This window comes from Salmonella sp. 2020_1395 (assembly GCF_043848115.1).
Taxonomy (GTDB): Bacteria; Pseudomonadota; Gammaproteobacteria; order Enterobacterales; family Enterobacteriaceae; genus Salmonella; species Salmonella enterica.
In genome coordinates this window covers 118,103-131,259 of sequence record NZ_JBCMFH010000012.1, presented here as the reverse complement: position 1 = coordinate 131,259, position 13,157 = coordinate 118,103, and the positions used below count along the sequence as shown (strand labels likewise).

The following is a 13,157-nucleotide window of genomic DNA, read 5'->3' as shown; positions in this document are numbered from 1 at the left end:
CGACCTGCTCAACGACGGCTATTTTAAAGGATAGAGGATAATCGCGTTGGGTGCGTTTGAACTCAGTCATCATCACGTTCTCCGGATTTAAGTCTGGAACGTGTCAACGCTATTCAGGACGGGTCATATAAACAAAAAAAGCCGGAGATGCGGCCATTTTGTAGTTGCCGTCAACGTCCAGCTTCATTGTACAACGTACTGATTGTTGTAGGTTTTCAGATTATCACAATCGCTTTTGGTGCGAAGGCCGCACCGCGATTCTCGACGTAACCTATTGAAGTAAATAAGATTACAAAACAAGAGAACCGCTATATATACTCACATGTATACTCATGCGCGATTCTCTGAAAACGCAGTTAACTTAAAATCACGCCTCATCTTCTTCCACAGGTTCAAGCGCGTCAAGTCCCCTCCAGAACGGTGAACAACTCTCCATTTGACCTGCAAGCCATTCAGAACCCATCAAAGATAAAATCGAGAGCATTTTTGATGGTTTGCCTGTGGGAACGAACGTCCATCACCTCATCACCAATCTGCGAAAGCCTGATACTCGCCATTTCGTGAGTCATCACCAGATAGTCATTACCTTCCACATTCAGAGTGGGCGTGAGGCGCTTAACTGGGTTATTTACCAATCTGCTCACAGGAAACAATGGGATAACCATGCGAGTATGCAGTTCATCAATAATATCGCTTTGCACATCAAGTAAATAAGGATAAGCCTTGCTGTTTCCTTTATTGCGATAAACCATGTATTGCATGATTAAAACGTCCTGTAATCGTCCGATAAAAGGCCGTGCTCATCAGTAATACGATTGAGCTCCTGCAAACCCGCTCTATTTTCTGCTTTCCAGCGTTCAACGCCTGTGGCACTGATTTCCTCTTTCAGCGCAGCGGTAAGCACCGCAGACAGATTAATACCTGCATCACGGGCTTGCTGAAGCAATGCAGGTTCTAGCGTGACACTGACTGTTTTTTTATGTCGTACACTCATACCCGACATAGAGCCTCCTGAAATTACACGTGTAATAAACACATGTATCTAGTATGGAGAGTATTTAAGCAAATGGCAATGAGAGGCGACTATCTCGGATAGCAACATCTTTGCCTGTCAGGTTTCCTTTAAACGGTTGGCAAAATCTACCATATCCGAATGACTCACCACACGACCAGCATCCACATCGGCAAGACCGGCCTGGATGCTCTGATGACGCCGTTCTCTTTCAGCCAGCATGGAGAGTAATGCTTCCTTTATGACCCAGCTCTTTGAACGATCCAGCTCTACAGCCAGATTCTCAACGGCAAGAGCCAACTCAACTGGAATCTGAGCGCTGATGGTCTGTTTAGCAGAAGAAACCATAGGGATTACCTCATTTAATAACACTTAATAACTACTATTAAGATTAGCATAGCGGTGCCTATAAAAACATCACATCTTATTTCGCAGGCAACATCCCCGGATAGTGTTTCGCCACGATATCATTCATCTTCTCCATCAGATCCAGACGCTTGAACGTGATATGTCCGCTGCCCTTCTGGAAGTAGCGAATAGACATCTTTTCATCTTTATGCGGGTCACGGATACGCAGAGTTGGCGCGGCCCTTCGCCACACAAGCCCCGCAGACGGCAACCAGCGGCGAACGGTTCCGGCATGTAACTGGCAACCGGTTATCTCATTGATTTTTATTGCCAGAAGTTCTGTACTCCAGCGGGAACGCTGGTAGCCAAAATCACCGGGAGAGTGTTTTACCAGCTCACGTAACAGCGTGCAGATATGCTCAAACGGCCAGCGACGGGTACGCCCGGCAGGTAATGATTTCAGACCTTCAATACCCGACAACGTGAACCAGTTAATCCAGCGACCGACGGAGGAACGGGCACAGCAGAGCGTTCTGGCAACGTCGCTGACGCGATCGCCCCGGTGCAGCATCAGCATGGCAGTCAGCCTGCGGGCATAATTTTTATCGTGCGTTTTATGGATAGCTTTCTACATCAGGCGTCGTTCGTCACGGGGAATTGGTGCTATGATCGGCATCGCTCAGTCCGGTTGGTGATTTGTGATTTTTGGCGATTGATCAGATCGCACAATCCGGGCTGAGTTCCCTCAAAGTGATCTACTATTTGGCGCAGCTATTTAGGTTTTACAAGTAAGGACATGCCGTCACCGTCAACAAGTGAATACTCTTTATCCTCAGGTTTCGCAGAACGAACTTTAGTATCCGTTAGGTCATGATGGACCTCCTTCGATTGGTACCTCGTGAGTATACAAGCAATATAGAATCGGAAAATATACTCATTAGTATACTCACAAGCTTGTTGATGTGGGTTGAGTTAGATTGACTTCAGTTGAAGGAAAAATCGTGGAAGGCCTTGTATAGCGCAGATTTTAGACATAAAAAAAGACCTCAGTTGAGGTCCATTTACATGCTATTGGTGCGAAGGCCGGAATCTAAAAACAAACCAACCATATGTAATAATTGAAAAAATAAAGTGCAATTTTAATTTATGCCCCTTTTTGTGCCCCCATCAAAATTTCAATCAACCTTTCATAGAAGAACTGATAACGATATAGAGAAAGATTCGGTTCGGATCCGCAGCACGGACCCTAACCGAAACAATCATTTCCTCAACAGATTCCTGCACTCACTAAGCAGTTAACGCTATACATCGTATCCCCCCTGGTCGCTAAAGTTACTGCGGGAACGGGCTGCCAGTTTTCTCTGTTTTGCTTCAATACGTCTCATCACTTCATCTGCCACATCTGACGGGCTTTGCCCTGGTTGCTGGTGAATATGGATTTCAACTGTCCCTATCGACGCAGGCAGGGCCTGCGTGGCTATAGCGGGCTTTTGTTGCTGACTCTTATATGCGGAGACAGGCAGGCTGTATGGGTGGAGTGGTTTAGCCTCTGTCTCCGGTGCCAGCCCTCCCAGAGTCAGCCAGGTGGCAGCGGCAATGGCTGCTGTTCGTCTCCTGCTCGTTATGTATGCGGGCCCGTTAACGATCTCGGGTCCATTCTCACCAGCAATGCCAAACTGCCCGCGCGGAATATATCCGCCGCTGTCATACATCCCGGCAAAAAATCCACCCACACCTTTTGCCTGTGGGGTTCCCGGTGATTTGTCGCCACCGGTCATCCAGTCCGGCAGATAGCTTTTCACCGATGCCAGCTTGCTCTTGAGCGTCTCCCACTTCTCATTGATACCGCTCAGGATGCCGTCAATGATTGCGCCTCCCACCGCTTTAAACTTCGCGGGCAGCGCGGCAACATCACTCAGTATTTCAGTCCATTTCTGACTGATGGTCTGCTTAATAACCGCCCATGCACCAGTCACTCCCGATGAGATAGCATCCCACATCGCTTTAAATTTTGGCCCCAGTGTTTCCCAGTTCTGCCAGATATAAATGGCTCCCATAGCGATCAAGCCAATAACCGCCAATATTGGGTTAGCAAACATCAGCCTGCCCAGCCACAGGATAGCCTGGCCTGCTGCGCCAATAACTTTTGTGACCAGACCAAACACAGAAGCAAATTTAAGCTGGAGGATGCCTGCACTTACCCGCACTACGGCCATCGGTCCCAGAATAGATGCCAGCGCCAGTGACACCACGCCCGCAGCTGTCGCAGCAACCGCGAATACTGCAGCGACTGTAAACATTGCAGCAGTCAGCCGCGGGTGCCGTTTAACCAACCCATCCAGCCCGGAAGCCAGATTCCCCAGCCAGTCAGATAGCGTTTTAAGCACTGGCGAGACAGTTTCCCCAATGCTTGCCATCGCATTAGTAAAAGACCCCGTTGCCGCCTCCCATTTGTTGCCCAGGGTATTAAGAGACGCATCGACGCGCTCGCGCAGAGTCGCCTGGTTCTCCAGTTTGGCGACGGTTTCACGGTAGCCCTCGATGCCTTTTGACGTCATGGTATTCAGCGCTTTTAGCACCTCGTTATCGTTACCAAACAGGGCTTTCTGCGTTGCAAGTTTTGTTTCATCATTTAATTTTTCAAGCTTTTCTAACTGCGCGTACATCTTTTCCAGGCCGCCAAATCCGCCTTTCCCGTCGGAAAAATCAAACCTGATACCTTTTCCTTTCAGCCCGTCGTTTACGCTCTTAATATTTTTGGCATCCAGCGTGGCCTGAAAAATTTTACGATAGGCATTACCCGCTGACTCTCCGGCCATCCCCGCCTGATCGGCCATGACGAGAAGTGGACTAAATGTTTTCGCAGCATCCAGGCCCTTCTGCTTGATAATGTCCATAGCGCTGCTGATATTTGCAAAACCCTGCAGCATATTTCCCGGATCAACCCCCGCGTAATAACCCCGCTGGATCACGTCCATCAGGCTCATCATGTCTTTTTCGGTGGTCTGCGTGGCGTCCTGCAGTTTCGCGGCAAACTCTGCCGCATCCGTCGGGGCCATCTGCAGCTGCACGCCGAGATACGCCGCCGACTCACCCAGCCCTCCCAGGATGACCTGCGCAGACATACCCTGGCGGCGTAACATGGTCATCATGTTTTGAAAGTCTGCCGTGGTGCCGGGCAGCCGGTCCCCCAGGGCGATTGCCAGCTTGTTTAGCTTCTCAAACTCCGGCGCAACCTTTCCGCCAGGCCCCATCATCGAGCCTGCCAGCTGGTTAGCGGCGTTTTCTGATTCCGAGTAGGCGCGAATGGGTGCCATCAGCGTTGCCCCCGTTGCCACACCTGCAGCCACCATTCCTGCGCCGTTCCCGGCAAGGCTATTGCGCACATCGCGCATCTTATCGGCTTTTGCCCTGATCGCATTCAGCTTGCGCTGGCGCTCGCCAACGTCACGCAAGCGCCGCTCCTGCTCTGCCAGCTGTTTGTTATAGCGATCCGTTTCACGGGTAATGCGTGCCGTTTCACGGGCACCGCCTCCCGCAGAGATGCCGAGGCGGTACAGTTCCGCCCTGGCTGCCGCCATCTGCCGCGTTTCCTGCTCCTGCTTTTGCTCCAGCCTCGACACGGCCCGCCATTGCGTTTCAAGCGCCGCTGTCTGCTTTTTGGTGGGGGATTCGAGGGCTGACATTTCGCGGGTCATCATCTGCGCACGCAGCCGCGCCTGGTCCAGTTCGGTACTGGTCCGGCTCAGGCTCCGGGATAGCTGATCGAAGGATTTTAACTGACCTCCCGCATCGTTGAGCCGTTTAAGCTGCTCGCGGGTCTGCCGGACAGCAGAGGTCAGTTCCTTAGATCCAGCCTGTGCCACTTTTAAAGGTCGGGTGAGTTTATCAACCGCATTTAACACGACCTGCAGACGCAGGTTTTTATCACTCATCACTGACTCCGTTTCTCAGGATAGCTTTGTGTCGCCATTCCAGCACCTCGGTCAACGGCATAACGTCAGTAACGGACGGCGACCAGTGAAAAATGGTGGCGATATCCGCCACCAAATCATCAACCATCAGGCCGGTTGGAAAGCTGATGTTGCCGACTTCGGTAGCAAAAAAAGAACCACCTCCAGCGACATGGAAGCCAGGTCTGCCGGGTCCAGCTCTGCCATTTCCTGCGGAGTCAGTTCCGGGCTGGAAATACGGGGGATAATCGTCATCATCGAGGCCACATCCATTTCCATTACGGCCTGCAGTCGGAGTCCCCGCAGCGCACCAGACTGAGGTTTACGCAGCACGACTTCCCGGATCGAAGTTGCGCCACGCTGCACAGGTGTATCCAGAATGACAATGGATTCCGTTTTTTCAGTAAGAAGTTCACTCATGATATTTACTCTCTGGTTGTCAATGTCCTGACAGTGTGCCCGGACTCACACAACCCGGCGAGGCGCTGTGATTGTTAGATGCGCCATACAACCCTCTTGCCAGCGGTTGCGCCGGCATTGTGCTGGCGTTCTGTCTTTTCCCCCTCAGCGCGCGCAGCCCCGCCCGCCTGCCCGCTTCACTTAACAGAATGGTTTTCATGCACCTCGTAAATCGTCTCAGGAGCCGCCATACAAGGGCTTTCGCGTCAAAAATGCTGCATGAGACTCATGCGTTTTCATGCAGCATAGACATGCACTCATGCGTTCTCAGGCCAGCCAGGAAAAAGGTATAAAAAATCCCGGTACTGGACCGGGATTGCGTGGGCGTTCTTTCTAATCAGACAGGGATTTGCTGGCGGTTTGACAGTTTTGATGCAGAGCCATAACGATTGAGCGTTTTCTTTTGTTTTTCATGGTTTTCCGGTTCATCTGATTCCTGTTCATTGCGCCGGGGTTTCATAATTATCGTATCCACACTTTCCAGTGCAGTAAATGTGCAGGAACATTCGAGATTCTGGCACTGATACCATGAGCGTTTAACCGATGGTGCTTCATAGGCTGAGGTTCTGGCGTGTGCCGTAGTGCCGCATTCGGGACATTTAAGCGCCATCAGATACTCTCCATATCACGGTTACGTTTCTGCTGTTTTTCACGTTCATGACGGATCTTCATTTTATGAAGGGCCGCCGGTGACGGGGTTTTGCTTAAATCGATACAAGCCGAATAATCCGGCGCAACACCCGCCAGTTTAAACACAGGGTCCTGTTCCGGCATCGCAGTGTTAGCAAGAGCCGGTTTGGTGATATGTTTGTGAATAAAGTCTTTCAGCAGTGTGTCCGGGTCATTAACTGAATGTACCACACCGACAACTGCGCTGGCTTCGCGGCCCATTGTAGATTTGAGCAGGCTCAATGTCTGGATGAGAGCCTTACCATGCGATTGCATAAAATCTTCCCAGATTTGTTTTGCGCGAATACCCACAAGTGCCTCGTGCGCGTGGATATACTTTCCGGCTAATTCCGCAGTCTCCTGTGGCAAAAGTGCATTTTCGCTCTCCTGAGCCGCCAGCAGCTCATCAAAATCCTCAAGCGTTTCTCGTCCCAGCGCAATTTCCGTGCGTAGTTTTTTCATTTCCTTTGAGATTACGCCCTGACTTTCACGAAACAGCGTGCGCCACTCATCATTCAGTGCGTTCGTCGTGGCTTCCATTTCAGCACGGCGCTGGCGGATAGTTGCAATATTATCCGCTGCCGCTTTCTGCCGACGACGTGCTTCAAGCCATGCGCTTCTGGCTGTGTTCAGGGTTTCCATTGCCTGCTGCGTTACAGCCGGAAAAGTGGAAAGGTTGTTATTCTCTGCGGTGTTGTTCATGACTTCTCCTGCCGGGTTGGTTCGTTACGTCAATTGTGTCGTGACTGACACAAGCGCACTATCGGCGCTCAGTGTGTGGTGGCTGGCACAACGGGCGTTTGCGGTTATTCAGACGCGGCCATGACAGCCAGCCAGATAAAAATGCCTCTGTTTCAGCCTGCTTTATGTCCCGGATGCGGTGAAACAGGTGGAACAGGTGTTACACCATTGTTTTGTAAAACATTTATATGCACATCACAGGTGGAACATCGCAGGTAACAAGGTGGAACAGCGGATCGGCTGGCGTTCCACCTGTTCCACCTCACTATTTCAGAAGGTGAAACAGGTTTAGCCCTTGTAAAATACGGGTGTTCCACCTGTTTCACCTGTTACCCTTAATAAATAAGACTCACGCAAAGCCTTAACCCGGCACCTCGCTGTTGAAGACATAGAGTCTGCGGGGATTCATCTCTGGCGGGCGAATGGTTGTCTGCAGCTTGCCATCGGTGGAGGGCAGCAGGTATCCACGATCCGCGCACAGACGCGCCACCTTGCGCGGGTCAAATCCCCGGCAGATTTCTTTCCAGCCGGACGGCATGACGTAGAACGTGGTGACGGCCTCCGTGCCCTGCGCGGTACTGCCTTTCTCCACCCTGCGCCAGCCCACCATATTGCCGGGGCGGTTACGCTCGTCGTGCCAGTCAGCAAAGCGGCTGTACTGATTCGCGGTAAAGAAGCTGCGTACCTGCTCCAGTGCGGCAATATCTTCCTGATTGGCGGTGTGCCCGCGATCTTTCAGCCATGCGTTCAGGCAGACGCGGGTTGCCCGCAGCGCTTCACCCTCAGGCCAGCCGGTGATACCCAGCCGGGTTGCCAGCTCGCCCGCCATCGCCACCAGTGCAAAGCGGTTCACAGCCCGGCCTACCTGATTACCCGCATCTTTCGGGGTCAGGGCGGCTGTATATTCCTTCATCAGTGACTTTGCCTGTGCCGTCAGCCCGTTAAGGTCAGCGGTCAGGGCTTTCAGCCACTCCCTGAACGGCGAACCGTAGTAGCTGGACGTGGCCCACTCCAGATGTTCCGCCAGAGCCTTGCCGCTGTCGAAGCCGTGCAGCTCCTCAAATACGCCAAATTTCCCGGAATCGCTGGGGATCTGGATCATCCTGACTTCCATCCCGGCAAAGGTACGCTCACCGGCTTTTGCCGCATGTTCAGTCAGTGACAGCTCGCCGGTTGAAAAGAACAGCAGCCGCCACTGCTTACGGGTGCGCAGCTCACCGTCCGTACCGGCACGGCCCTTGCCCTGACCGTTTGCCAGCATGTAGGCGATATTGCCTGCCTCGCGTCCGTCCACCTCCCGGATCTCATCAAGCATCATGGCGGCATCGTTGCGGCGGCTGGCGCATCCCTCCAGCGCGTTGCCGGTTGCCCGCCACGTCTGCCAGTAATCAGGCCCGCCACAGACAGAGGTTGCCGCTTTCATGGTGGTGGTCTTACCGTCCGTCGATTCCCCCTTGAGGTGGTAGCCGCCGCCGTCCATACCAACCAGCCGTAACAGGGGGGCAGCAAAGGCCAGACTGACGGCAAACGCCACGCGGGAGTTGCCGGTGCAGTAACGGGAAACGTGCTCCCGCCATTCCTCCGTTGTACCTGACACACGGAAATCGCGCCCCTGCACGGAAGTGGTCTGGAGAATGACACCCTCTGCACCTTCACCGCTGACCTCATCCTGCAGGACGTAAACCTGACCATGCCAGCCCGTGCGGCTGACGCAGGTCACGCGGCGTTCCGGTTTACACAGCGAGATATATTCCATCAGGCGCGCGCGGGCCTCACCGGTGGTGCTGATATAGGACAGCCCGTTAACCAGCAGTACCCGGCGCAGTTCCTCACCGCTCCCACTGAGCATTTCCATCGGCATCGCCCAGCGGCGGCGCTCTCCCCATGTATCTTCCCACTCCAGCAGTCGCCCGAAATTACCGCCATCGGCATCGCAGGTGATTGCCGTCACGCGCAACGGGTTGCATATTTTGACGTTCTGGATCTCCGTCTCACCGTTGCGCTGTACCTGTTTTTCATACCAGAGATATTCCTGGGTAAGTCGGAACCCGTGCGGCAGCTGCGTGCGGCCTTCTCCGCACAGTACAAGACCGTTACGAAAGGCTTCACGGGCACGGGTAATACCGTGCTCACGGTGGAAGTCATTCCAGTCAGCTTTAATTTCTCCCGGTGGCAGCGTCACCCAGCCACCGACTGATTTTGCCGCCCGTTCAGCAAAGGATCTGCCGGGATTCTCGCCCCCGTCCTGAAAATCGTTATCACCGGCGATGATAATTTTTACCTCAGGCCAGCGTGCCCGCAGCGCCTGTGCGACGTTGGGCAGGTTGCCCGCAGATATGGCGGCCACTACGCATCCGGCGGTGAGCTGGCTTACCGTCAGCGCCGTGGCGTAACCTTCGGTAATCACCACCTGTACCGGCGGTTCAGACGGTAACGGGCTGAGCGCCACAAACGCGCCTTTCATCGTGCTGCCGGGCAGTATGCTTTTTTCACCCGTCGGGGCGATAAGCTGTGCACCGGTCACGGCTCCGGCGTTCGTCGTGAGCGGTAACAGCAGGGAACCGGCAGGGAAATCCTTACCGCTGATATGCTGCACGCTCCCGGTCAGGGAGGCCGGGTATCCGGCGAACCCTTTTCCGGTCAGATAGGGGCTTTCTCCCGTGTGACTCTCTTTCATCAGGGCCGCCACGGTAAGGCTCATATCGCGTTTAGGGGCTTTTTGCCTGGCGGGCTTAACGGGCAGTTCCTGCACATCCGGCACATTAAGCACCTGCGCCACCTCCTGCGCTGCCTTTCTGACGCCGTAACCGGTTATGAGCTTAACCAGATCCAGACCATCACCATTGCCGCACTGGCTGCAAATCCACGTCCCGCGCCCGTCGAGGTCATCGAGGCGGAAGCGATCCTTGCCCCCACATTTCGGGCAGGGACCGTGCCTGCCGTTTTCAGGTACATCAATACGCAGCATCTGCAGAATGACGGGCCATTTCCCCCGCGCTGCGGCTGAAATCTGCGTAACCGTCTGTGTTGTCATACTTCCCCCTGATACAGCGATACACCCGAGCTGCAGAAGTCATCAAATGCCGCCGGAAGTGTGCGGTACAGCTCCGCCATCACTTCACAGCCGCGCACGGTCAGTACCGGCGGCGCGGTCAGCAATGATGGCTCCAGCATGTCAGTCAGCAGCGCCAGTGCAGCCGCTGCTCCCTGTGCTTCGCCATATTCGTTAATCAGTGCACACTCGATATGCAGGGCAATGGCCATTTCAATACGTTCAACAGTCAGACTGTGCGGACCATAGTGATCGCAGCCGGTTTCGGTCAGCGCTTTCTGGCGCCAGGCCGATGCAATAGCCCGCCGGTAAAGCGCAGTGGTCATTTCTGCTGGAAAAATAGAAACCTGCGGCTGGTTCATTGGGTGCCTCCTTCAATCAGTTCGCAACTGTGCGCAATATCCGTCAAATCTGACCGCAGGTACTCCATCAGCGCGGCGATGCCTGGCGCACATCCTGCATCCAGCGTTCCGCCCTGCGAGGGGTATTCAGAAAAGAGAAGCTGCAACATGTCGCAGGCCTTTCTGGCGCGAGCCAGCTTTCCGAAACCGTCCTCTGACAACCCATACGCAAAAGCACCGCTATTGTGTTTTTCAGGCAAAGCGTGGCCCTGAGCACCGTTGTGCCCGTTTGAAATATTCATCGTGGATTACTCCGTTTTCAGCGGTGTTTTGTCAGAGAAACTTTGAATAGTGACTGTCGTCAGGTTCAGCAGAACGCCGTATGCTGCGCTCCCGCCAGCGGGTAAATACCACCGACGGATGCAGCGTCAGCGAGCCAGAGCCGCTACCCCCCGCGGGAGCTGGCGAAGGTTTAAAGAGCGGCGCATCAAACAGGCGCGTATACCGCTGCTCAAACCATGCCAGAGGGCAGGAAGAAAGCTTATTGTCGCTGTCATGACGAATCAGCACTTCACAGCTGAATTCAGGGTTAACCAGCGCCACGGAGGGCGAGGCTTCAGTTAATCTGATAATCGTGACAGTCCAGCCACGCTCATGCTGCCAGCGTTCGCCGGGTTGCGGATAATTACGCATGTTCACCTCCGCAGGGAATGCGACCGGCAAAACTCAGCACGTAGTCCGGGGCAAGTCTGCGCCGCGCTGAGCGCTCGTTATCTGCGGTTATCCTTAACATCACAGGGCGGGCATTGCGTTGACTGCGGTTGATCGCCGCGAATAACCAGGTACACTTCTGTTTAGCCATCTTCGTTGTCTCATATAGCGGTTTGGTCAGAAGCCCGGTTAGTGTTGCTGCACTGTCGGGCTTCGCACTCACAAGGTGAATCGCACCTTCGCTTTTAAAGCTACCCTTAAGTGAATCGCACTTCAAGTCTTTTATTATCATTTTTTTTGCGTATACTGAATCGCACCTAACGCAAGGAGATCCAGTAATGGCAACGGGTTCAACTAACAACAAGTCGCAGCAACTTAATGCTCGTTTCCCACATGATGTAGTTGCAGAATTAGAAAGCAACCTTGAAGATGGGGAAACGAAAGCGCAATTTATTGTTACCGCTGTAAAAGGCGAGATTAAACGCCGGCAGCGCAGGAAAAATAAGCCAGAGCAAGTAAGCTGAATAGAGAAGCGAATAGACGTTCTCTCAGATTCCATGCTAATTTCAGTAAGCGAAAATATTTTTAAGCCCACAAACTCATTTTGTCGGGCTTTTTTATTAGTGATTTTCATGCCGTTCACCACGAGAGGCATATATTTGCTCTTGAATCCAGTGATCGACTTCGCTTTCAACAAATGAAATTGCACGAGTTCCTATTTTCACCGGGCGGGGAAATGTATTGTTTGAAAGCTGTTTGTAAAGCCATGCCTTGCTACGCTGAACGCGTCTTAACACCTCTTTTGCTGAGATAAGGGTCTGATTCTCTGAAAGGTTGTTTGCATATTCCATCTTGTTACTCCGTGTTCTACTTAAGTTCACGGTGACTTTAAACACTGAAAAAAAGTCATTCTAGTGATAATGGAATCTATTAAGACAAACGTTGATTCTATTGAAACGTGATGATTTCCACTGAAAAAAAGAAACGATATTCATATGAAAGAACACAAGAAGAAGGAAATGCACAAAAAATAAAATCAATAAAATTCATATAGATAGGATGAAAAATCAAACAAATCATACGTTGAAAGGTATTATTACGTTTTATCGATTCATATTACTCAGGAATTACCACAGTATTACACTGTATTACCCCCTATAGCCCCTTAGAGCCTCTTGTAGCCCCTTCTAATGAGAGATATCCAGAAAGTAATTAATAAATTCACTCTCCGTATTTTATAATATCTTTACCCAACTTTATTTTCTTATAGAACGTAGCTTTTTTAATTCCTTTCAATGGAATCTCATTTTCATTACAAAAAGAAATAATATCATTATATATAACACTATTATCGCTATAATTTACCTTTCCATGTTTCTTAATTAATTCAATTAGCAGGTAAATTAATTTACAACTATAATTATCCTCGTCATCTTTTCTATACTGCCCTCTGCCATTACTCCTTAATTTTTTACCAATTTCATATAATTCATTTCCTCCTAGCATCATTAAAATATCGCCCCAATCTTTATTTTTTACCTGTTGTTGCAATGCGTTCTCAATTCTTTCCTTAATCTCCACAGGTACAATATCTTCCCTCTGAAAGATATAAGCGGCAGTTAATACTAAGTTCGCTTCCACTTTTTGCGTGGCGGATATGTTTTTATATTCATTAATCAGTTGTAGATTTCTGGTTATTGCCTTTCTTAATCTGATAACCTCTTTTAATTGAATCTCAGTCAATTCATCATTTTCGGTATCATAGTCAAAACCATTCATAGCAAGCGCAACTTCGTGTGGCGTAATGTACGTTAACCTATTAAAATAAAACAAATTATTATCAGATTGTGTGTTATTCATTTAAATCTCTC

17 protein-coding genes are annotated in these 13,157 nt (G+C 51.3%); 1 reads left to right on the top strand and 16 read right to left on the bottom strand.

Translation table 11 applies throughout. The features are described 5' to 3' along the window. Positions 1-452 precede the first annotated feature (452 nt). The 14 genes from ACH0WD_RS18435 to ACH0WD_RS18370 form a co-directional block, all read right to left on the bottom strand. Positions 453-761, bottom strand: a complete 309-nt coding sequence (locus ACH0WD_RS18435) for a CcdB family protein (RefSeq protein ID WP_001199743.1) — start codon at positions 759-761, stop codon at positions 453-455. Between the two features lie 2 nt (positions 762-763). Next, the gene (locus ACH0WD_RS18430) at positions 764-1,003 is read right to left on the bottom strand and encodes a type II toxin-antitoxin system CcdA family antitoxin (RefSeq protein ID WP_000016244.1); all 240 of its coding nucleotides are present in this window, start codon (positions 1,001-1,003) and stop codon (positions 764-766) included. A 108-nt stretch (positions 1,004-1,111) separates the two neighbouring features. Further along, positions 1,112-1,360 (bottom strand): CopG family ribbon-helix-helix protein, encoded by a 249-nt coding sequence (locus ACH0WD_RS18425; protein ID WP_000254751.1) that lies wholly within the window; start codon positions 1,358-1,360, stop codon positions 1,112-1,114. Positions 1,361-1,436: 76 nt separating this feature from the next. Then, positions 1,437-1,982 (bottom strand): DUF4942 domain-containing protein, encoded by a 546-nt coding sequence (locus ACH0WD_RS18420; RefSeq protein ID WP_223149441.1) that lies wholly within the window; start codon positions 1,980-1,982, stop codon positions 1,437-1,439. A gap of 679 nt (positions 1,983-2,661) precedes the next feature. Continuing rightward, entirely contained in the window at positions 2,662-5,295 is a 2,634-nt protein-coding gene (locus tag ACH0WD_RS18415; RefSeq protein ID WP_001280979.1) for a phage tail tape measure protein, read from the bottom strand. Next, entirely contained in the window at positions 5,288-5,407 is a 120-nt protein-coding gene (locus ACH0WD_RS18410) for a GpE family phage tail protein (protein WP_001747644.1), read from the bottom strand. Before ACH0WD_RS18410 ends, ACH0WD_RS18415 begins: the two co-directional genes overlap by 8 nt. A gap of 14 nt (positions 5,408-5,421) precedes the next feature. Continuing rightward, positions 5,422-5,733, bottom strand: a complete 312-nt coding sequence (locus tag ACH0WD_RS18405; protein ID WP_001292737.1) for a phage tail assembly protein — start codon at positions 5,731-5,733, stop codon at positions 5,422-5,424. Between the two features lie 376 nt (positions 5,734-6,109). Then, positions 6,110-6,382, bottom strand: a complete 273-nt coding sequence (locus ACH0WD_RS18400; RefSeq protein WP_001185338.1) for an ogr/Delta-like zinc finger family protein — start codon at positions 6,380-6,382, stop codon at positions 6,110-6,112. Then, on the bottom strand, positions 6,382-7,143 hold the full coding sequence (locus tag ACH0WD_RS18395) for a septation initiation protein (protein WP_001066192.1): 762 nt from the start codon (positions 7,141-7,143) through the stop codon (positions 6,382-6,384). The genes ACH0WD_RS18400 and ACH0WD_RS18395 overlap by 1 nt, the downstream gene beginning before the upstream one ends. A gap of 400 nt (positions 7,144-7,543) precedes the next feature. After that, the gene (locus tag ACH0WD_RS18390; protein ID WP_000211874.1) at positions 7,544-10,216 is read right to left on the bottom strand and encodes a TOPRIM and DUF927 domain-containing protein; all 2,673 of its coding nucleotides are present in this window, start codon (positions 10,214-10,216) and stop codon (positions 7,544-7,546) included. Beyond that, positions 10,213-10,596 (bottom strand): DUF5375 family protein, encoded by a 384-nt coding sequence (locus tag ACH0WD_RS18385; RefSeq protein WP_001075576.1) that lies wholly within the window; start codon positions 10,594-10,596, stop codon positions 10,213-10,215. Before ACH0WD_RS18385 ends, ACH0WD_RS18390 begins: the two co-directional genes overlap by 4 nt. Further along, on the bottom strand, positions 10,593-10,877 hold the full coding sequence (locus ACH0WD_RS18380; RefSeq protein WP_001027149.1) for a hypothetical protein: 285 nt from the start codon (positions 10,875-10,877) through the stop codon (positions 10,593-10,595). The genes ACH0WD_RS18385 and ACH0WD_RS18380 overlap by 4 nt, the downstream gene beginning before the upstream one ends. Before the next feature lie 31 nt (positions 10,878-10,908). Then, positions 10,909-11,268, bottom strand: coding sequence for a hypothetical protein (locus tag ACH0WD_RS18375; RefSeq protein ID WP_001247004.1), 360 nt, complete (start codon positions 11,266-11,268; stop codon positions 10,909-10,911). Further along, positions 11,261-11,437, bottom strand: coding sequence for a host cell division inhibitor Icd-like protein (locus ACH0WD_RS18370; RefSeq protein ID WP_001118612.1), 177 nt, complete (start codon positions 11,435-11,437; stop codon positions 11,261-11,263). Before ACH0WD_RS18370 ends, ACH0WD_RS18375 begins: the two co-directional genes overlap by 8 nt. 187 nt (positions 11,438-11,624) lie before the next feature. Between ACH0WD_RS18370 and ACH0WD_RS18365 the strand changes: the two genes are divergently transcribed. Next, on the top strand, positions 11,625-11,810 hold the full coding sequence (locus ACH0WD_RS18365; protein ID WP_000190567.1) for a YlcI/YnfO family protein: 186 nt from the start codon (positions 11,625-11,627) through the stop codon (positions 11,808-11,810). Positions 11,811-11,906: 96 nt separating this feature from the next. On the opposite strand, the gene ACH0WD_RS18360 is transcribed toward ACH0WD_RS18365, so the two are convergent. Further along, on the bottom strand, positions 11,907-12,137 hold the full coding sequence (locus ACH0WD_RS18360; RefSeq protein ID WP_000455466.1) for an AlpA family transcriptional regulator: 231 nt from the start codon (positions 12,135-12,137) through the stop codon (positions 11,907-11,909). A 370-nt stretch (positions 12,138-12,507) separates the two neighbouring features. Further along, on the bottom strand, positions 12,508-13,146 hold the full coding sequence (locus ACH0WD_RS18355; RefSeq protein ID WP_001066528.1) for a hypothetical protein: 639 nt from the start codon (positions 13,144-13,146) through the stop codon (positions 12,508-12,510). Positions 13,147-13,157 lie beyond the last annotated feature (11 nt).

Excerpts from the sequence above, each read along its gene's own strand:
- ACH0WD_RS18390 (WP_000211874.1), bottom strand. The coding sequence starts at position 10,216 with ATGACAACACAGACGGTTACGCAGATTTCAGCCGCAGCGCGGGGGAAA.
- ACH0WD_RS18355 (WP_001066528.1), bottom strand. The coding sequence starts at position 13,146 with ATGAATAACACACAATCTGATAATAATTTGTTTTATTTTAATAGGTTA.
- ACH0WD_RS18380 (WP_001027149.1), bottom strand. The coding sequence starts at position 10,877 with ATGAATATTTCAAACGGGCACAACGGTGCTCAGGGCCACGCTTTGCCT.
- ACH0WD_RS18370 (WP_001118612.1), bottom strand. The coding sequence starts at position 11,437 with ATGGCTAAACAGAAGTGTACCTGGTTATTCGCGGCGATCAACCGCAGT.
- ACH0WD_RS18385 (WP_001075576.1), bottom strand. The coding sequence starts at position 10,596 with ATGAACCAGCCGCAGGTTTCTATTTTTCCAGCAGAAATGACCACTGCG.
- ACH0WD_RS18435 (WP_001199743.1), bottom strand. The coding sequence starts at position 761 with ATGCAATACATGGTTTATCGCAATAAAGGAAACAGCAAGGCTTATCCT.
- ACH0WD_RS18360 (WP_000455466.1), bottom strand. The coding sequence starts at position 12,137 with ATGGAATATGCAAACAACCTTTCAGAGAATCAGACCCTTATCTCAGCA.
- ACH0WD_RS18425 (WP_000254751.1), bottom strand. The coding sequence starts at position 1,360 with ATGGTTTCTTCTGCTAAACAGACCATCAGCGCTCAGATTCCAGTTGAG.
- ACH0WD_RS18405 (WP_001292737.1), bottom strand. The coding sequence starts at position 5,733 with ATGAGTGAACTTCTTACTGAAAAAACGGAATCCATTGTCATTCTGGAT.
- ACH0WD_RS18430 (WP_000016244.1), bottom strand. The coding sequence starts at position 1,003 with ATGTCGGGTATGAGTGTACGACATAAAAAAACAGTCAGTGTCACGCTA.
- ACH0WD_RS18375 (WP_001247004.1), bottom strand. The coding sequence starts at position 11,268 with ATGCGTAATTATCCGCAACCCGGCGAACGCTGGCAGCATGAGCGTGGC.
- ACH0WD_RS18395 (WP_001066192.1), bottom strand. The coding sequence starts at position 7,143 with ATGAACAACACCGCAGAGAATAACAACCTTTCCACTTTTCCGGCTGTA.
- ACH0WD_RS18365 (WP_000190567.1), top strand. The coding sequence starts at position 11,625 with ATGGCAACGGGTTCAACTAACAACAAGTCGCAGCAACTTAATGCTCGT.
- ACH0WD_RS18400 (WP_001185338.1), bottom strand. The coding sequence starts at position 6,382 with ATGGCGCTTAAATGTCCCGAATGCGGCACTACGGCACACGCCAGAACC.
- ACH0WD_RS18415 (WP_001280979.1), bottom strand. The coding sequence starts at position 5,295 with ATGAGTGATAAAAACCTGCGTCTGCAGGTCGTGTTAAATGCGGTTGAT.